Here is a 17,712-nt window from a genome sequence, read left to right on the forward strand (position 1 = left end):
CAGAGGAGGAGCGGCTGTTGTGACTGACGGACCTTTGATCGTGCAGTCCGACAAGACACTGCTGCTGGAAGTGGACCACGAGCAGGCCGGCGCGGCGCGCGCCGCCATCGCGCCGTTCGCCGAACTCGAGCGCGCGCCCGAACACGTGCACACCTACCGGATCACGCCGCTGGCGCTGTGGAACGCACGCGCCGCCGGGCACGACGCCGAGCAGGTCGTCGACGCGCTGGTGTCGCACTCGCGGTACGCGGTGCCGCAGCCGCTGCTGGTCGACATCGTCGACACCATGGCCCGCTACGGCCGCCTGCAGCTGGTCAAGCACCCGGCGCACGGTCTGACCCTGGTGAGCCTGGACCGCGCGGTGCTCGAGGAGGTGCTGCGCAACAAGAAGATCGCGCCGATGCTGGGCGCGCGCATTGACGACGACACCGTCGTCGTGCATCCCAGCGAGCGCGGCCGCGTCAAGCAGATGCTCCTCAAAATCGGTTGGCCCGCAGAGGATCTCGCCGGTTACGTCGACGGCGAGGCGCATCCGATCAGTCTGCAGCAGGACGGCTGGGCGCTGCGCGACTATCAGCAGCTGGCCGCGGACTCGTTCTGGGACGGCGGCTCGGGGGTGGTGGTGCTGCCGTGCGGCGCGGGCAAGACCCTGGTCGGGGCGGCGGCGATGGCCAAAGCCAGTGCCACAACGCTGATCCTGGTGACCAACATCGTCGCCGCCAGGCAGTGGAAGCGCGAACTGGTCGCCCGCACGTCGTTGACCGAGGACGAGATCGGCGAATACTCGGGCGAGCGCAAGGAGATCCGGCCGGTCACCATCTCGACGTATCAGATGGTCACCCGCCGCACCAAGGGCGAGTATCGCCATCTGGAGCTTTTCGACAGCCGCGACTGGGGGCTGATCGTCTACGACGAGGTGCACCTGCTGCCGGCGCCGGTGTTCCGCATGACCGCCGACCTGCAGTCCAGGCGGCGGCTGGGCCTGACTGCCACCCTGGTCCGCGAGGACGGCCGTGAGGGCGACGTGTTCTCCCTGATCGGGCCCAAACGCTATGACGCGCCGTGGAAGGACATCGAGGCGCAGGGCTGGATCGCGCCGGCGGAGTGCGTCGAGGTCCGGGTGACGATGACCGAGAGCGAGCGGATGGCATACGCGACCGCCGAACCCGAGGAGCGCTACAAGCTGTGCTCGACCGTGCACACCAAGATCGCGGTGGTCAAGTCGATTTTGGCGAAACACCCCGGCGAGCAGACCCTGGTGATCGGCGCCTATCTTGACCAGCTCGACGAACTCGGCGCCGAGCTCGACGCGCCGGTGATCCAGGGATCCACCAGGACCAAGGAGCGCGAAGCACTGTTCGACGCCTTCCGGCGCGGCGAGGTGTCCACACTGGTGGTGTCCAAGGTCGCCAACTTCTCCATCGACCTGCCGGAAGCCTCGGTGGCGGTGCAGGTTTCGGGGACATTCGGATCGCGCCAGGAGGAGGCCCAGCGGCTGGGCCGGCTGCTGCGGCCGAAGTCCGACGGCGGTGGCGCCGTCTTCTACTCGGTGGTGGCGCGCGACAGCTTGGACGCCGAGTACGCCGCACACCGGCAGCGCTTCCTCGCCGAGCAGGGCTACGGCTACATCATCCGCGACGCCGACGACCTGCTCGGACCGGCGATTTAGATGGTAGCGAGATCGCCGCTGAGCACACCGGCCGCGATATTGTTCACTTCGAAGCGATCGTCGCGTTGGTCGTTGTCGTAGACCCGAACCGGGCACGGCATCCAAGTGCCGATGGCGCCCTAGTGCAACTATTGCATAGTGCTATCGTAGCCCTTAGGGACTGCGCCAACGAAGATGCAGTCGCACGGATGTTCTTGGTTGTTGGCTGTGCGGTAGGGCCACAAGCCAACCCTGATACCCGAGTACGCCGTGTAAGCCGGCCCCGACGATCGCCGAGGCTCTCCTCCAAGCCATGTGGCTCTCGTCAAATCTGATATCACCCGTGGCATCAAATCTGAGATTCAAGCACGGCCCTGGCCTGGACAGCGACGATCTCGAATTTACAGCGACAGGATCGTGGCCGACGCGGTGCCCGGTGCGCCGTAGACCTGGGCCAGGCCGACGCGCGGGTCGCCCGGCACCTGACGCTCGCCGGCCTCGCCGCGCAGTTGTCGCACCAGCTCGTGCATCTGCCGCAGCCCCGACGCGCCGATCGGCTCGCCGTTGGCGATCAGTCCCCCGTCGGTGTTGACCGGGATCGAGCCGTGGATCTCGGTGGCGCCGTCGGCCACCAGCTTCTCCTGTTCACCGTCGGCGCACAGGCCCGTCTCGGCCATGTGGATGACCTCGGCGCCGGCGTCGGTGTCCTGCAGTTGGGCCACGTCGACGTCCTCGGGCCCGATGCCCGCGGCCTCGTAGGCGGCCCGGGCCGCGTAGACGGTCGGCGCGGCATCGCCGTCCAGCGGTGCCGAGGTGGCGTGCACCTCGTAGGCGCCGTAGCGGCGCGTGCGAATCTCGCACGCGCGCACATACACCGGCTTGTCGGTGAACCTGTGCGCGATGTCGGCGCGGCACATGATGACCGCGGCGGCGCCCTCGTCGGGCGCGCAGAACATGTACTGGGTCAGCGGGTAGTTGAGCACCGCCGAGTTGAGGATCTCCTGCTCGGGGATCGGCTTGCGCCGGAACGCGTTCGGGTTGAGCGCACCGTTGCGGAAGTTCTTGGCGGCCACCTTGGCCAGCGTGGCCTGGGAGACGTTGTGATCGTGCAGGTACTTGTTGGCCTTCATGCCGAAGAACTTCGTGGTGACGAACTGCCCGTTCTGGGCATACCACTGCGGCAGCGCCAGCTTGGCCGGGTCGTCGGTGAACGCCCCGCGCGGGTGCTTGTCCATGCCGATGGCGATGCCGATGTCGTACTTGCCCAACCGGATGGTGTCGGCGGTCTGCTGGATCGCACTGGCCGAGGTCGCGCAGGCGTTGAACACGTTGGTGAACGTGATGCCGGTCAGCCCGACCAGTCGGGTGACGGCGTCGGGGTTGGACACCTCGTAGCTGCCGCCGAAGCCGAACTGGATGTCCTTCCAGTCCATGCCGGCGTCGGTCAGCGCGGACTGGATCGCCTCGGCGCCCATCTGCATCGCGGTCTTGTCGAACCTGCCGAACGGGTGCAGGCCCACGCCCACGATGGCTACGTCGTTGCTCATTTCAGGCCCCCTCTGCGATCGGCCGGAACGCGAACGTCACCACTTCGGCGCCTTCCTCGTCGGTGGTGAACGGCACCATGGTCAACTCGACCTCCTGACCGAACCGGATCTTGGCCGGGTCGTTCTCGGTCAGCCGGCCCTCGACCCGGATCACGTCATCGAGCTGGACCAGTCCGACGCCGAACGGAACGAAGTCCTTGCCGGACGGACCGGCGTAGGGCGCCCCGGGCGGGAAGCCCTGCGTGGTCCAGGCCACCAGGGTGCCGCGGCGCGGCAGCAGCACCTCGCTCATCTCCCCGGCGCTGCAGCGCGGGCACCACTGCTGCACGGGAAACGTTGTGGCGCCGCAACTGCCGCACCTGCTGCCGATCAGCTGCGGGTTTTCGTCGGGCCAGGTGGAGATTTCGGGGGCGAGTGCTCGTTGCATCGAGAGTCCTCCAGCGATCATCCGCGCGCGAGAATGCGCTCACGCAAAGGTACAACAGCATTAAACGAAAACGGAAATTACATTCTCGCCGATACGACGGTCGCGTGCCGGGCCACCGGGCGACGCGTCGAATCGTCGGCGACTATTTTCAGAGAGCCGCCACAGCAAGGGAGACGACATGCCGGTCACCGTCATACTGGAACTGAGATTCAGGCCCGACGCGGTTCCCGCGGCGCGCGACGTGATGGGCCGTGCGCTGCAGGACACCCGGGCGTTTGCGGGAAACCTCGGCACCCACGTGCTCGTCGACGAGGACGACGAGGCACACTGGCTCATCTACGAGATCTGGGCGACGGTCGAGGACGACGAGGCCTACCGCGCGTTTCGCTCCGGCGAAGGAAAGCTGACCGAGCTGCCTCCCCTGCTGGCCGCGCCTCCGGTCAAGACGCGGTACCGCACCAGCGATATCTAGCTCAGCGCGGGGATCACTTCGCGTTCGAACAACTCGATACCGGAGCGGTCGTAGGCCGCCTCGGGGAAATAGCAGATCGCGTACTCGCACCCGAGGTCGCGAATCCGGGTGATCCGCTCGATCACCTTGTCCGGTGTGCCCGTCGCCGAATCCGGACCGCTGGTGCCCGCGATCATCGCGTCGGCCGCGGCCTCGGGGAGGTGACGCACCAGGCGGTCGCGGACGCGTCGCGTCCGGTCGGCGACGTCGGCGGCGGACGCGCCGACCACGGCGTTGATGTTGACCGAACGCACGATTGCGCCGAAGTCGGTGCCCACCTCGCGGCAGTGCTGCGCCAGCACCTCGGACTTGTGGGCGAACGCCTCGGGCTCCGGCGTGAAGTTGGTGTACCGGGCGTACTGCGCGGCGATGCGCAACGTCACCTTCTCGCCGCCGCCGGCGATCCACAGCGGTATCCCGTTGTCCTGCAATGGCTTCGGCGCGACGATCGCACCGTCAACCTGGTAGTGCCGGCCGTCGAAGCTGACTTTGCCGTCGCGCCAGGCGGCACGCATGATCTGCACGCCTTCGTCCAATCGGCCCAGCCGCACCCCGGCCGACGGGAACCCGTAGCCGTAAGCCCGCCACTCGTGTTCGTACCAGCCGCCGCCGATGCCCATCTGGATGCGGCCCCCGGAGATGATGTCGGCCGTGGCGGCCACCTTGGCCAGGTACACCGGGTTGCGGTAGCTCATCGCCGTGCACATCTGCCCCAGCTTGATCCGCGACGTGATGGCCGCGTAGGCCGCCATCAGCGACCACGCCTCGTGGGTGGCCTCGTCCGTCGGCAGCGGGACGGTGTGGAAGTGGTCATAGACCCACAGTGAGTCCCATGCGCCGCCACCGTCGGCGTAAGCGGCCAGATCGCGCATCACCGGCCAGTGCTCGCCGGGTGCGATGTCGACCAGATCCATCCGCCAGCCTTGCGGGATGAAAAGCCCAAAGCGCATGGCGCCGACTCTAGCCTGGACCGAGTAGGCTGCGCGCGATGCGAATCCTCATCTCCGGTGCCAGCATCGCCGGGCCGGTCCTGGCGTACTGGCTGAACCGGTACGGCTTCGACGTCACCGTCGTCGAGCGCGCACCGGCCCTGCGCAAGGCCGGCGGCCACGCCGTCGACCTGTTCCGACCGGCGATGGAGATCTCGGCGAAAATGGGCGTCCTGCCGCGCATCGAGCACCGCGCCACCGGAACCGACCGGCTCACGATGCACCGCGAGGGACGCACGCCGCCCACCGAGATCGACCTCGCCAAGATCTACGGCGCCACCTCCGACCGGCACGTGGAGATCATGCGCGACGACCTCAGCGAGATCTACTACGCCGCAGGCCGCGACGACGTCGAGTACCTGTTCGACGACTCGATCACATCGATCGACGTCGACGGCGACGTGACCTTCGAGCACGCGCCCGCCCGCGCGTTCGACGTCGTCGTCGGCGCCGACGGGTTGCACTCCAACGTGCGGCGCCTGACGTTCGGCGAGGAGGGTGAACTCACCCGCTTCCTCGGGGGATATCTGGCCGTGCTGTCGGTGCCCAAGGCGCTGGCCGACGCGGGGCGCATGATCGGTCACGTCGGCGTCGGTCGCCTCGCGGCGCTCTACACCGCAGCCCACCTGGACGACGCGCGCGCGGCCTTTCTGTTTCGCAGCAAGGCAGAACTGGCTTGCGGGCATCGGGATTTGCCGCGGCAGCAGCAGATTCTGCGCGACAGGTTCGCGGGCATGCATGCGCAGGTGGACCGCTGGCTCGACGAACTCGAGGCGACGCCGGCGTTCTACTTCGATGCGATAACCCAGCTGCGACTGGACAGGTGGTCGCGCCGGCGGGTCACGCTGGTCGGCGACGCCGGCTACTGCCCGGGCCCCGCGGTCGGCGGCAGCACCAGCCTCGCGGTGCTCGGCGCCTACGTGCTGGCCGGCGAACTGGCCCGCGCGGACGGCGACCAACTGCGCGCGTTCGCCGCGTACGAACTGGCGATGCGCGAGCCGGTGCTGCGCAGCCGGGCCTTCGCCCGCGGCGCCGCCAAGAGCATCATTCCCGGCTCGCCGGCCGGCGTCTGGGCACTCACCCGCGGTGCCCGGCTCGTCTCGCGGATGCCCGCGCCGCTTTCCCGCGCGCTGGCCGCACTCAACACCAAGGGTCTGCGACTCTTCGACTCGATGCAGGTGCCCGACTACTCCCAAGTCGACGTCTGACAGCATGGCCGTAAACCCCTGACGGAAGGAATGACCTGCATGGAACTCACCGGTGTCGGGATCTGGAGTAGCCAGCTGCGTTACGGCGACGCATCCGAATCCGCGGAGGCGGCAGCGGAATTGGACGAACTCGGCTTCCCGGCGCTGTGGATCCCCGACGTCGGCGGGCCGTTGTTCGACGCGGTCGGCCGGCTGCTCGCCGCGACCAGGCGCACGGTGATCGCCACCGGGATCCTGAACCTGTGGATGCACTCGCCCGGCGACGTCGCCGAATCCCATGCGGAGCTGACCGCCGAGCACGGGAATCGGTTCCTGCTGGGCATCGGGGTCAGCCATGCGCCGCTGATCGACGCCAAACAGCCCGGCCGCTACCGCAAGCCGCTGGCCGCGACGGCGTCGTTCCTGGACGGCCTGGACGCCGCGCCGCGCCCGGTGCCCGTCGAGAGCCGGGTGCTTGCCGCGCTGGGCCCCAAGATGCTGGAGTTGTCGGCGATCCGCTCCCGCGGGGCCCATCCCTACCTCGTCACCCCCGACCACACCGCCTTCGCCCGCGAGACTTTGGGCGAGGGCCCGCTGCTGGCGCCCGAGCAGACCGTGATCTTGTCCGACGACGCCGACGAGGCACGCCGCATCGGTGCCGGCATGCTGCGGTCGTATCTCTCGATGCCGAACTACGCGAACAACATGCTGCGCAGCGGCTTCTCCGAGGAGGACGTGACGCAGGTGAGCGACCGGCTCTTGGACGCGGTCATCGCCTGGGGCGACGAAGAGGCGATCCTGCGCCGGGTCGCCGAGCACCACTCGGCCGGCGCCGACCACGTCTGCGTCCAGGTGCTCACCGACGACCCGACGGCCTTCCCCCGGGAGGAATGGCGCCGGATCGCCGCCGCCCTCTGACCGCGAGCAGTCGCAAAAGCCCCCGAACACAGCGTGTTTCGGGGGCTTTTGCGTCTGGTCGCGCGGCCGTTAGGTCAGCGAGGCCGGCGGCAGGAAACGCTCGCCGTACTTCGCGGCCAGCTCCTTGGCCCGCGCGACGAACCCGGCCTTGCCGCCGTGCGGGTAACCGGCGATCAACTGCGCGGCGCCACCGGTCCAGGGCGGGAAGCCGATGCCCATGATCGAGCCGATGTTGGCGTCCGCGGTCGAGGTGATGACGCCCTCGTCGATGCACTTCTGCGTCTCGAGCGCCTCGGCGAACAGCATCCGGTCGATCATGTCCTGCAGCGGCGGCTCCGAGGTGCCCGACTTGAAGGTCTCCCGCAGGCCCGGCCACAGCCGGGTGCGCTTGCCGTCGACGTACTCGTAGAAGCCGGCGCCGGAAAGCCTTGACGGGCGGCCGATCTCGATCATCTTCTCCACGACGGCCTCGGCCGGGTGCGGCTCGTATGTGCCGCCGGCGTCCTCGACGCCCTTGCGGGTGGCGAGCGCGATCTTGTGCATCAGCTCCAGGTTGAGCTCGTCGGAGAGCTGCAGCGGCGGTGCCGGGTATCCGGCCTGCGAACCGGCATGCTCGATCGAGGCCGGCTCCACCCCCTCGCCGAGCATCGCCAGCGCCTCGTTGACGAACGTGCCGATGACCCGGGAGGTGTAGAAGCCGCGGCTGTCGTTGACCACGATCGGGGTCTTGCCGATGGCCAGGGTGTAGTCGAACACGCGGGCCAGCGCCTCGTCGGAGGTCTTCTCGCCCTTGATGATCTCGACCAGCGGCATCTTGTCGACCGGCGAGAAGAAGTGGATCCCGATGAAGTCCTCCTGCCGCTTGACGCCGGTGGCCAGACCGGTGATCGGCAGCGTGGAGGTGTTCGACCCGAGGATCGCGTTCGGCTCGACGACGTCCTCGATCTCCTGGAAGACCTTGTGCTTGAGGTCCTGGTTCTCGAACACCGCCTCGACGACGAAGTCGACGCCCTTGAGGTCCTGCGGGTCGGCGGTCGGGGTGATGCGCGCCAGCAGCGCATCGGAGCGCTCCTTGGTGGTCTTGCCCCGCTCCAGCGCCTTGGCCTCGATCTTCTCGGAGTAGCCCTTGCCTTTTTGCGCCGCCTCGAGGCTGACGTCCTTGAGCACGACGTCGAAGCCGGCCTTGGCCGAGACGTAGGCGATGCCGGCGCCCATCATGCCCGCACCCAGCACACCGATCTTGTTGATCTTGACCGGCTCGATGCCGTCGGGCCGCGAGCCCCCGGAGTTGATGGTCTGCAGGTCGAAGAAGAACGCCTGGATCATGTTCTTGGCGATCGGGCCGGTGACCAGCTCGGTGAAGTAGCGGCTCTCGATGCGGGTCGCGGTGTCGAAGTCCACCTGCGCGCCCTCGACCGCGGCGGCCAGGATGGCCCGCGGCGCGGGCATCGGCGCGCCCTTGAGCTGCTTGCGCAGCAGCGACGGGAACGACGGCAGGATCGCCGCCAGTCCCGGCGACGACGGGGTGCCGCCGGGCATCTTGTAGCCCTTGGCATCCCACGGCTGGGTGCAGGCCTCGGGGTTGGCCTTGATCCACGCCTTGGCCGCCGGCACCAATTCCTCGACGCCGGAGACCAATTCGTCGACCAGTCCGTTGTCCTTGGCCGCGGCCGGCTTGAAGCGGGTGCCCTGGCTCAGCACGTTGACGAAGGCGTTCTGGATGCCCAGCATCCGCACCGTGCGGGTCACCCCGCCGCCGCCGGGCAGCAGGCCCAGCGTGACCTCGGGCAGGCCGATCTGCACACCCTTGACGTCGGCGACGATGCGGTGGTGACAGGCCAGCGCGATCTCCAGCCCGCCGCCCAGCGCCGCGCCGTTGATGGCGGCCACCACCGGCTTGCCCAGGGTCTCCAGCGTGCGCAGGTCGCGCTTGATGTCCTCGACCTCGGCGAAGATCTCGCCGGCGTTCTCCGGGCCCGCGGTGATCATGCTCTTGAGGTCGCCGCCGGCGAAGAAGGTCTTCTTACCGCTGGTGATCACCACGCCGGTGATCGAGTCCTTTTCGGACACAAGGCGTTCGACGGCCTTGTGCATGGACTCCTTGTAGTGCTCGTTCATCACGTTGGCCGACCCGGTCGGGTCGTCCAACGTGAGCGTGACGATGCCGTCGGCGTCCTTGTCCCACTGAATGGTGTTCTCTGCCATGGTTTTTCCTTAGACTCGCTCGATGATGGTGGCCACGCCCATGCCGCCGCCGATGCACAGTGTGATCAGCGCGCGACGGGCGTCGCGGCGCTCGAGCTCGTCGACCATGGTGCCCAGGATCATGGCGCCGGTGGCGCCCAGCGGGTGGCCCATCGCGATGGCGCCGCCGTTGACGTTGAGCTTCTCGTCGGGGATGTTCAGGTCCTTCTGGAACTTCAGGACGACCGACGCGAACGCCTCGTTCAGCTCGAAGAGGTCGATGTCGTCGACGGTCAGCCCGGCCCGGTCCAGCGCCTTGACGGTGGCGGGGGTCGGCCCGGTCAGCATGATGGTCGGGTCGGCGCCGGTGGTGGCGGTGGCCACGATGCGGGCGCGCGGGGTCAGGCCCTGCGACGTGCCGGCCGCCTCGTTGCCGACCAGCACCAGCGCGGCGCCGTCGACGATGCCCGAGCTGTTGCCGCCGGTGTGCACGTGGTTGATCGATTCGACCCAGTGGTACTTCTGCAGCGCCACGTCGTCGAAGCCGGCCATGGCGGCCAGGCCCTCGAAGGCGGGCTTCAGCTTGCCGAGCCCCTCCTTGGTGGTGTCGGGGCGCATGTGCTCGTCGTGGTCGAGGATCAGCAGGCCGTTCTGGTCGCGCACCGGCACCACGGACTTGGCGAAGTAGCCGCCCGACCACGCCGCGGCCGCGAGCTCCTGGGAGCGCAGCGCGTAGGCGTCGACGTCCTCGCGGGAGAAGCCCTCCATGGTGGCGATCAGGTCCGCACCGATGCCCTGCGGGACGATGTAGTGGTCGTAGGAGGTGGCCGGGTCGGCCATCATCGCGCCGCCGTCGGAGCCCATCGGGATGCGGCTCATCGACTCCACGCCACCGGCGAGCACCAGGTCGTCCCAGCCGGAGCGGACCTTCTGGGCGGCGATGTTGACCGCTTCCAGCCCGGAGGCGCAGAAGCGGTTGAGCTGTACGCCGCCGACGGTGTCGGGCATGCCGGAGGCGATCACCGCGGTGCGGGCGATGTCGCCGCCCTGGTCACCCACGGGCGAGACGCACCCCAGGATGACGTCGCTGATCAGGTTCTCGTCGATGTCGGGGTTGCGCCTGCGCAGCTCCTCGATCAGCCCCACGACCAGGTTCAGCGGCTTGACCTCGGTCAACGATCCGTTCTTCTGCTTGCCGCGCGGGGTGCGGATGGCCTCGTAGATGAAGGCTTCTTCGGACATGACGAACTTCCTCTTCGCAGTTGGCTTCGGGGGTCAGTGTTCAGGTTAGGCCGGGCTACCAGCACCCTAACAGGGCTCCCGTCCAACCTGTTGGTTGGGCCGACGGCGCACGGCCGTCCCCCGAGCCACCGAGCAGCACGCTCGAAGCCCCGCGCCGCCGGGCCTCAGGCCGCCGACTTCTCCAGGATGTGCACGCCGCAGGCCGACCCCAGGCCGATCACGTGGGCCAGTCCGACCTTGGCGCCGGCGATCTGGCGGTCGCCGGCCTCCCCCCGCAGGTGGTGGCAGATTTCCCAGATGTTGGCGATGCCGGTGGCCGCGATGGGATGGCCTTTGGACTGCAGCCCGCCGGACACGTTGACCGGGGTGGAGCCGTCGCGCCAGGTGGCGCCGGAGTTGAAGAAGTCCGCGGCCCCGCCTTCCTGGCACAGCATCAGGTTGTCGTAGTGCACCAGTTCGGCGGTGGCAAAACAGTCATGCAGCTCGACCAGGTCCAGCTCGTCGGGGCCGACGCCGGCCTGCTCGTAGGCGGTCGCGGCGGCCCTGCGTGTCAGGGTGTTGACGTTGGGCAGGACCTGGCAGCCCTCTTCGTAGGGGTCGGTGGTCAGCACCGACGCCGACACCTTCACCGCGCGCCGGCGCTGTTCGAGCGAGAGCGACTTCAGTGTTTCGCCGTTGCACACGATCGCGGCCGCCGCCCCGTCGCAGTTGGCAGAGCACATCGGCCGGGTGTTGGGGTAGGCGATCATGACGTCGCCCATGATCTGCTCGAGGGTGAACCGCTTCTGGTAGGCCGCCAGCGGGTTCAAGGTCGAGTGGGCGTGGTTCTTCTCGCTGATCTTGGCGAACAGCTCGAAGCTGGTGCCGCCGTACTTGTGGCCGTACTCGGTGCCGATCTGGGCGAACACCCCGGGCATGGTCTCGGTACCGATGCGCCCGTCGACCGGGGCGACCGCACCGTAGCGGCCCTTGGGCGCCCAGACGTCGTCGGACTTCTGCTGGCTGCCCCCGGCCAGCAGCCCTGCGCCGGAGAGCTTCTCCACGCCCACGGCCATGCCGTAGTCGACCTCCCCGGCCTTGACCGCCATGATCGCGGTGCGCAGCGCGGTGGCCCCGGTGGCACACGCGTTGGCCACGTTGTACACCGGGATGCCGGTCTGGCCGATCTGCTTCTGCAGCTGCTGACCGACCCCGGCGTGGGCGTTCATCAGGTTGCCGGCCGCCAGCACACCGATGTCGGCCATGCTGACCCCGGCATCGGCCAGCGCGCCCATCGCCGCCTCGGTCGCCAGGTCCACGGTGTCGAGGTCGGGGTGCTTGCCGAACTTGGTCATCCGGATGCCCAGGATCCAGATCTCGTCGCTGGCGCTCATCGTCGCTGCTCCTTCGAAGTGACTCGGTTGCTCAGGCGGCGGGCTCGAAACCGAAGCCGATCGCCTCGGTGCCCTCGGCGTCGGCCCCCATCGAATAGGTGGCCAGGCGCACCTTCATCCCGTCGCGCACATGCTCGGGGTCGGGCTTGACGTTGATCAGGTTGGCGCGCACCTGGGTGCCGTCGCAGTCGACCACCGACGCGACGAACGGGGTCGGGATCCCCGGCGCGGCGAAGGTGACGATCGTGAACGCGCGCACGGTGCCCTCGGTCGCGACCGGGACGGTCTTGAACTCCGTGGCAAAGCAGCTCGCGCACGCGTTGCGCCGGTCGAAGAACCGGGCCCCGCAATGGGTGCATTCGTGCGCGACGAGGTGCGGTTCGCCGTCGTCGAGCACCAGATAGTCGACCAAAGGAATCTGCCCGGCCATGACAACCTCCGTCCCGTGTGTAAACGACCGTAGCCCATCCCGGGCCGTGCGGGACGCATCGGCAACACGTCTTAAGCTCGACCATCATGACGGTGTCGCGACTGCGTCCGTACGCGACCACGGTGTTCGCCGAAATGTCGGCCCTGGCCGCGCGGATCGGCGCGGTCAACCTCGGCCAGGGCTTCCCCGACGAGGGCGGGCCCCCCGCCATGCTGAAGGCCGCGCAGGACGCCATCGCCGGCGGCGCCAACCAGTACCCGCCCGGGCTCGGCATCCCGGCGCTGCGGCAGGCCATCTCCGCCCAGCGGCGGCGGCGCTTCGGCATCGACTACGACACCGACACCGAGGTGCTGGTCACGGTCGGGGCCACCGAGGCCATCGCCGCGGCGGTGCTCGGCCTGGTGGAACCCGGCGCGGAAGTCGTGCTCATCGAGCCGTTCTACGACTCCTATGCACCGGTGCTGGCGATGGCCGGCGCACACCGGGTGGCCGTGCCGCTGGTCCCCGACGGCCGCGGCTTCGCCCTGGACGCCGACGCGTTGCGCCGGGCGGTCACCCCGCGCACCCGGGCGCTGATCGTCAACTCACCGCACAACCCGACGGGCGCGGTGCTGAGCAGGGCCGACCTGCAGGCAATCGCCGAAATCGCGGTCGCGGCAGACCTTTTGGTGATCACCGACGAGGTGTACGAGCACCTGGTGTTTGACGGCCACGAGCACCTGCCGCTGGCCTGCTTCGACGGCATGGCCGAGCGCACCGTCACCATCTCCAGCGCGGCGAAGATGTTCAACTGCACGGGCTGGAAGATCGGATGGGCCTGCGGCCCGGCGCCGCTCATCGCCGGCATGCGGGCCGCCAAACAGTATCTGACCTACGTCGGCGGTGCCCCGTTCCAGCCGGCCGTCGCCCTGGCGCTCGACACCGAGGACGCGTGGGTGGCCGAACTCCGGAGCACGTTGCAGGCCAGGCGGGACCGGCTGGGCGCGGGCTTGGCCGAGATCGGTTTCGAGGTGCACGACAGCTACGGCACGTACTTTCTGTGCGCCGACCCGCGCCCGCTCGGCTACGACGACAGCACCACGTTCTGCGCGGACCTACCGCAGCGGGTGGGCGTGGCCGCCATCCCGATGTCGGCGTTCTGCGACCCGGACGCCCCGCACGCCGCGGAGCGGGCCAAGGTGTGGAATCACCTGGTGCGCTTCACCTTCTGCAAACGTGACGACACCCTGGACGAAGCGCTCAGGCGACTCGCGGCGCTGCGGGACCGGCCGGCGGGGTAACCGGCGGCCGGTGCTCATCCCGCGGCGGGCGGGCGGGCCAGCACGGCGGGACGGAACCCGTACCGGGGGGCCGCGGTGAACGCGCCGTGCATGCCCTGCGTGGCCATGTTCGTGATCGGCGTCATCGGCGGCAGACCCATCGACGCGGCGGCCTCGCCCGGGAGGGATCCGAACCCGGCCCCCGGCAACCCCGCGGCGAAGGGGTTGGCTATCTGCGCGGGCGACCACGCCTGCGGCACCGACAGCGCGCCGACCGTGACGGCGCGGCCCAACCCCGCCGACACCGCGCCCGGGCCCCCACCCAGCCCCAGGTTCACCGTGCCCAGTGACCCCAGCGCACCCGAGCCCACACCGTGCGACAGCGCTGCCCCGGCGGCGGGAAGCGCCTTGGCGGCAGCGCCGACCGACGACATCAACGACTTCGACATGTTCGCCATCGACAGTCCCCGCATCGGCATCATCGACACGATCGACGCGGGGTAGAGAACCGTCTTCAGGTTGTTCATCGAGGTGTTGACCATCGACGTCAGCGTCGACGTGGACGGCAGCGACGACGCCGACGACAGCGGCGAGGCGAGTCCCTGCAGGGTCTGCGGCAGCGCCGTCATGGCCTCCTGCAGTGTCGTCGGGGTGTTCGCCGCCGCTGTCGTGGCGGCGTGCACCGCCGCGGTCTGACTGACCAGACCCGCCGGGTTGCTGACCTGCTGCGGCCCTTGGAACGGCGTCAGCCTCGTGGCGGTGGCCGAGGAGGCGGCATAGCCGTACATGGCGGCGGCGTCCTGCGCCCACATCTCGCCGTATTGCGCCTCGGCCGCCGCGATCGCCGGGGTGTTCTGACCCAGAAAGTTGGTTGCGATCAGCGACGCCACCGAACTGCGGTTGGCCGCGATCACCGGGGGCGGCACCGTCATCGCGAACGCGGCCTCGTAGGCGGCCGCCGCGGACCGCGCCTGGGCCGCCGTCTCCTCGGACTGGACGGCGGTGGTGTTCATCCATGCGACGTAGGGTGCGGCCGCGGCGACCATCGAGGCCGCCGCCGGCCCCGTCCACGAACCCACCAGACCCGAGATCACCGAGTCGTACGAGGCCGCCGTGACGCGCAGTTCGGCGGCCAGCCCGTCCCAGGCCGCCGCGGCCGTCAACAACGGACTCGAGCCCGGTCCCGCATACATCCGGGCGGAGTTGACTTCCGGAGGTAACATTCCGAAATCCATTGCGCAACACCTTTTGTGCTCGAGCCGGTCAGGTCCTCGTTCGACACAGACACTTCAAGGTGAAGCTGAAGCCCAGCTGAAAGAGGCGCCCCGAGGCGCCGACGCTCAGGCTCCCTTCAGGAAAGCGTCGTCACAATGGCCGTGTGCACGGACACCCCGCTCGGCAGCACTCGGACACCAACCCGCCCAGGGTGCTGGTGGTCGAGGACTACGGCGCCATCCGCGAGATGGTCGTGGAGGCGCTCGCCGACGCCGGGTATGTCAGCGGCGGACGGGTCGACGGCCGGGGGCTCGAGGACGCACTGGCAGCGTTTCGTCCCGACTTGGTGGTGCTCGACGTGATGCTGCCCGGCCGCGACGGCTTCGCCCTCATCGACGTGGTGCGCGGCTACGGCGATGCCGGCATCGTCCTGCTCACCGCCCGCGACGCGCTCCCGGATCGGTTGCGGGGGCTCGACGCCGGTGCGGACGACTACGTGGTCAAGCCGTTCGACGTCGCCGAGCTGGTCTCCCGGGTGGGCGCCGTGCTGCGGCGGCGCGGACGGGTGCCCTCGGCGATGCAGGTCGGCGATCTGGTGCTGGACGCCGACGGCGGGGTGGTGAGCCGGGCCGGCACCCTGCTGGACCTCACCGGCACCGAGTTCAAGTTGCTCAGCTACCTGGTGGAACAGCGGGGCCGGACGGTGAGCAAGGATCAGATCCTCTCGGCGGTATGGGGATACGACGCCTACGACACCAACCTCGTCGAGGTCTACATCAGCGCGCTGCGCCGCAAGCTGGAGGCACACGGCCCCCGGATGCTGCACACGGTCCGGGGAATCGGCTACCGGCTGTCGGCGGGCGATCCGTGACCGGGCCGACCACCCCCACTCCGTCGCTGCGCCGGCGGGTGACGGTGGCGACGGTGGGCCTGATCGCGATCCTGCTGCTGGCTCTCGGCGCGGCGATCGACGAGGTGGTCGAGGTCCAGCTCAACCGTGACCTCGAGTCCCGGCTGGCCGATGGCGTCGTCCGCGCCGCCAATCTCGTCAAGGTGGGTGTCGGCCCGGCAGAACTCGTCGCTCAGCTGCAGGCGCAGCGGATCCGGGTGCAGGTGATCGGCCCGGACGGCACCCGCTACGGTGACCGTTCGCTGGACACCAGCGCGTCCCCGCCGCCACCACCGCAAACCGGGCCGGTGCAGCCACCGACCGCCAAGGAACGGAGCAGCAAGGCGGTCACCCGGGTGCTGCGCGACGGGTCGACGCTCATCATGGTGGCCAAGACCAACGGCATCCAGGCCCGCCGGGCCCAGCTGCGGCGCGACCTCCTCATCGGCGGCACCGCCACCCTGATACTGATCGCGGTGCTGGTCAGGCTCGTCGTCGGCCGCGCGCTGGCACCGCTTCAGCGGATCACCTCGACGGCGGAGCAGATCACCCACGGCGACCGGGGACGGCGACTCCGGCCGGACCGGCCGACCACCGAACTCGGCCACGCCGCCGCCGCGTTCGACAACATGCTCGACGCGCTGGAGACCGCCGAGACCAACGCCCGCCGGGCCGCCGAGGCCGCGCAACGAGCCGAGTCCAAGACACGCCGCTTCCTCTCCGACGCCGCCCACGAGCTGCGCAGCCCGGTGACCGCGATCCAGGCGGTGGCGCAACAACTGACCGCCAGCACCGAGGGAACCGGCCATGACGACGCGTCCCTGTCTCGACTGCGCCGCTACGCCGCGCTGCTGGGCGGTGAGACCCGGCGGGCCGGCCGGCTGGTTTCCGACCTGCTGGACATCGCCGGCATCGACGCGGGAGCGGCATTGCGCAACGAGCAGGTGGACCTCGTCGACGTCGTCGCCGCCGAAGTGGAACGCGCCGCCATGCTCGCGCCGAGCGTGACGGTGCGACTGGTCGGGGACGACGCTCGCCTACCCATCCGCGCCGACCCCGGCCGGATCACCCAGATCCTGTCCAACGTGTTGGACAACGCCCGCCGCTACACCCCGCGCGGCGGTGAGATCACCGTGCGCACCGCGGCCCGCGACCGCACCGCGGAGGTGACGGTCGTCGACTCCGGGCCCGGCATTCCCGACGCGGACCGCGAGCGGGTCTTCGACCGGCTGGTCCGCCTCGACGACGCGCGCGACCGCGGCTCCGGGGGCGCCGGACTCGGGCTGTCGATCGCCCGCGGACTGGCCGAGGCCCACCACGGCACGCTGGAATGCCTGCCCCATGAACCCGGCGCGGCCTTCCGGCTGAGCCTGCCCTTGGCGCCGCCTTCCGCCCCCGCGGGGACCTGACCCGGCTATTCCGGCCCGCGGGCCCGCTGCGCGGCCAGGACCTGCTTGCGCAATCCCTCGGTTGCGGCGCGCACGACCGTCTTTCGCGCACGGTTGACCAGGAACTCCGGCAACGGCGCCGACGGTTCCAGGGTGATGTCGAATTGCACCCGCGTCTTGTCGACGCCGACGCGCTGCAACCGGTATTCGACGTGCTGGCCGTGCTGCTGCATGGTCTTCTGCGCGTCCCACACGACCCAGTCGGCGCCCCAATGATATTCCAGCACTTCATGATCGACGATGCCGAGCACCTTGACCGTGACTTTGACGTGGTGCGGGCGGCCGTCGGGATAGGCATCGATGATCTCGGCCTTCTTGTGCACCGAGGACCAGAGCGGCACCGCGCCGACGTCGGCGAGCACCACCATGATCTCTTCCGGGGGCGCATCAATGACGATCTGCGCCGATGCTTGTACGGCCACCGCTACCAAGTTAGCAATCGCGG

Annotated in this window: 16 protein-coding genes; 7 read left to right on the forward strand and 9 right to left on the reverse strand. The window is 69.2% G+C overall.

The annotated features are described in order from the left end of the window. Window positions 1-19: 19 nt before the first annotated feature. Entirely contained in the window at window positions 20-1,669 is a 1,650-nt protein-coding gene (locus ACJ512_RS24935) for a DNA repair helicase XPB (RefSeq protein WP_407687518.1), read from the forward strand. 380 nt (window positions 1,670-2,049) lie between these two features. Here the strand turns inward: ACJ512_RS24935 and ACJ512_RS24940 are convergent, their stop codons facing one another. Together ACJ512_RS24940 and ACJ512_RS24945 are read right to left on the reverse strand one after the other, a co-directional pair. Next, complete coding sequence (locus ACJ512_RS24940) at window positions 2,050-3,195, reverse strand: thiolase family protein (protein WP_407687519.1); 1,146 nt, start codon at window positions 3,193-3,195, stop codon at window positions 2,050-2,052. 1 nt (window position 3,196) lies between these two features. After that, window positions 3,197-3,622: a Zn-ribbon domain-containing OB-fold protein gene (locus tag ACJ512_RS24945; protein WP_407687520.1), complete on the reverse strand. Its 426-nt coding sequence runs from the start codon at window positions 3,620-3,622 to the stop codon at window positions 3,197-3,199. 178 nt (window positions 3,623-3,800) lie between these two features. Between ACJ512_RS24945 and ACJ512_RS24950 the strand changes: the two genes are divergently transcribed. Beyond that, window positions 3,801-4,094 carry a putative quinol monooxygenase gene (locus ACJ512_RS24950; RefSeq protein WP_407687521.1) on the forward strand — a complete coding sequence of 98 codons (294 nt, stop codon included), beginning with the start codon at window positions 3,801-3,803 and terminating at the stop codon, window positions 4,092-4,094. Here ACJ512_RS24950 and ACJ512_RS24955 read toward each other — a convergent pair. Continuing rightward, a complete protein-coding gene (locus ACJ512_RS24955) occupies window positions 4,091-5,083 on the reverse strand; it encodes an LLM class F420-dependent oxidoreductase (RefSeq protein WP_407687522.1) in 993 nt (330 codons plus the stop codon). The genes ACJ512_RS24950 and ACJ512_RS24955 overlap by 4 nt on opposite strands. 38 nt (window positions 5,084-5,121) lie before the next feature. Between ACJ512_RS24955 and ACJ512_RS24960 the strand changes: the two genes are divergently transcribed. Further along, window positions 5,122-6,330 carry an FAD-dependent monooxygenase gene (locus ACJ512_RS24960; RefSeq protein WP_407687523.1) on the forward strand — a complete coding sequence of 403 codons (1,209 nt, stop codon included), beginning with the start codon at window positions 5,122-5,124 and terminating at the stop codon, window positions 6,328-6,330. Between the two features lie 39 nt (window positions 6,331-6,369). After that, entirely contained in the window at window positions 6,370-7,227 is an 858-nt protein-coding gene (locus tag ACJ512_RS24965; protein WP_407687524.1) for an LLM class F420-dependent oxidoreductase, read from the forward strand. 69 nt (window positions 7,228-7,296) lie between these two features. Here the strand turns inward: ACJ512_RS24965 and ACJ512_RS24970 are convergent, their stop codons facing one another. The 4 genes from ACJ512_RS24970 to ACJ512_RS24985 all read right to left on the reverse strand — a co-directional run bounded on the left by ACJ512_RS24970 (window position 7,297) and on the right by ACJ512_RS24985 (window position 12,456). After that, window positions 7,297-9,432 (reverse strand): 3-hydroxyacyl-CoA dehydrogenase NAD-binding domain-containing protein, encoded by a 2,136-nt coding sequence (locus ACJ512_RS24970; protein ID WP_407687525.1) that lies wholly within the window; start codon window positions 9,430-9,432, stop codon window positions 7,297-7,299. A 9-nt stretch (window positions 9,433-9,441) separates the two neighbouring features. Then, on the reverse strand, window positions 9,442-10,653 hold the full coding sequence (locus ACJ512_RS24975; protein WP_407687526.1) for an acetyl-CoA C-acetyltransferase: 1,212 nt from the start codon (window positions 10,651-10,653) through the stop codon (window positions 9,442-9,444). Between the two features lie 164 nt (window positions 10,654-10,817). Further along, on the reverse strand, window positions 10,818-12,026 hold the full coding sequence (locus tag ACJ512_RS24980; protein ID WP_407687527.1) for a thiolase family protein: 1,209 nt from the start codon (window positions 12,024-12,026) through the stop codon (window positions 10,818-10,820). A 31-nt stretch (window positions 12,027-12,057) separates the two neighbouring features. Continuing rightward, on the reverse strand, window positions 12,058-12,456 hold the full coding sequence (locus tag ACJ512_RS24985) for a Zn-ribbon domain-containing OB-fold protein (protein WP_407687528.1): 399 nt from the start codon (window positions 12,454-12,456) through the stop codon (window positions 12,058-12,060). Window positions 12,457-12,542: 86 nt separating this feature from the next. On the opposite strand from ACJ512_RS24985, the gene ACJ512_RS24990 reads away from it, so the two are divergent. Next, window positions 12,543-13,736, forward strand: a complete 1,194-nt coding sequence (locus ACJ512_RS24990) for a pyridoxal phosphate-dependent aminotransferase (protein WP_407687529.1) — start codon at window positions 12,543-12,545, stop codon at window positions 13,734-13,736. 14 nt (window positions 13,737-13,750) lie between these two features. On the opposite strand, the gene ACJ512_RS24995 is transcribed toward ACJ512_RS24990, so the two are convergent. Beyond that, on the reverse strand, window positions 13,751-14,950 hold the full coding sequence (locus ACJ512_RS24995; RefSeq protein ID WP_407687530.1) for a PPE family protein: 1,200 nt from the start codon (window positions 14,948-14,950) through the stop codon (window positions 13,751-13,753). Between the two features lie 143 nt (window positions 14,951-15,093). On the opposite strand from ACJ512_RS24995, the gene ACJ512_RS25000 reads away from it, so the two are divergent. Together ACJ512_RS25000 and ACJ512_RS25005 are read left to right on the forward strand one after the other, a co-directional pair. After that, window positions 15,094-15,801: a response regulator transcription factor gene (locus ACJ512_RS25000; protein ID WP_407687531.1), complete on the forward strand. Its 708-nt coding sequence runs from the start codon at window positions 15,094-15,096 to the stop codon at window positions 15,799-15,801. Continuing rightward, the gene (locus tag ACJ512_RS25005; protein WP_407687532.1) at window positions 15,798-17,228 is read left to right on the forward strand and encodes a sensor histidine kinase; all 1,431 of its coding nucleotides are present in this window, start codon (window positions 15,798-15,800) and stop codon (window positions 17,226-17,228) included. Before ACJ512_RS25000 ends, ACJ512_RS25005 begins: the two co-directional genes overlap by 4 nt. 5 nt (window positions 17,229-17,233) lie before the next feature. On the opposite strand, the gene ACJ512_RS25010 is transcribed toward ACJ512_RS25005, so the two are convergent. Beyond that, the gene (locus ACJ512_RS25010) at window positions 17,234-17,689 is read right to left on the reverse strand and encodes an SRPBCC family protein (RefSeq protein WP_407687533.1); all 456 of its coding nucleotides are present in this window, start codon (window positions 17,687-17,689) and stop codon (window positions 17,234-17,236) included. Window positions 17,690-17,712: the final 23 nt, after the last annotated feature.

It is taken from the genome of Mycobacterium cajalii (genome assembly GCF_045809005.2).
Classification (GTDB): Bacteria; Actinomycetota; Actinomycetes; order Mycobacteriales; family Mycobacteriaceae; genus Mycobacterium.

Coding starts and splice junctions, on each gene's coding strand:
- ACJ512_RS24940 (WP_407687519.1), bottom strand. CDS start 3,195: ATGAGCAACGACGTAGCCATCGTGGGCGTGGGCCTGCACCCGTTCGGC.
- ACJ512_RS24945 (WP_407687520.1), bottom strand. CDS start 3,622: ATGCAACGAGCACTCGCCCCCGAAATCTCCACCTGGCCCGACGAAAAC.
- ACJ512_RS24950 (WP_407687521.1), top strand. CDS start 3,801: ATGCCGGTCACCGTCATACTGGAACTGAGATTCAGGCCCGACGCGGTT.
- ACJ512_RS24955 (WP_407687522.1), bottom strand. CDS start 5,083: ATGCGCTTTGGGCTTTTCATCCCGCAAGGCTGGCGGATGGATCTGGTC.
- ACJ512_RS24960 (WP_407687523.1), top strand. CDS start 5,122: ATGCGAATCCTCATCTCCGGTGCCAGCATCGCCGGGCCGGTCCTGGCG.
- ACJ512_RS24965 (WP_407687524.1), top strand. CDS start 6,370: ATGGAACTCACCGGTGTCGGGATCTGGAGTAGCCAGCTGCGTTACGGC.
- ACJ512_RS24970 (WP_407687525.1), bottom strand. CDS start 9,432: ATGGCAGAGAACACCATTCAGTGGGACAAGGACGCCGACGGCATCGTC.
- ACJ512_RS24975 (WP_407687526.1), bottom strand. CDS start 10,653: ATGTCCGAAGAAGCCTTCATCTACGAGGCCATCCGCACCCCGCGCGGC.
- ACJ512_RS24980 (WP_407687527.1), bottom strand. CDS start 12,026: ATGAGCGCCAGCGACGAGATCTGGATCCTGGGCATCCGGATGACCAAG.
- ACJ512_RS24985 (WP_407687528.1), bottom strand. CDS start 12,456: ATGGCCGGGCAGATTCCTTTGGTCGACTATCTGGTGCTCGACGACGGC.
- ACJ512_RS24990 (WP_407687529.1), top strand. CDS start 12,543: ATGACGGTGTCGCGACTGCGTCCGTACGCGACCACGGTGTTCGCCGAA.
- ACJ512_RS24995 (WP_407687530.1), bottom strand. CDS start 14,950: ATGGATTTCGGAATGTTACCTCCGGAAGTCAACTCCGCCCGGATGTAT.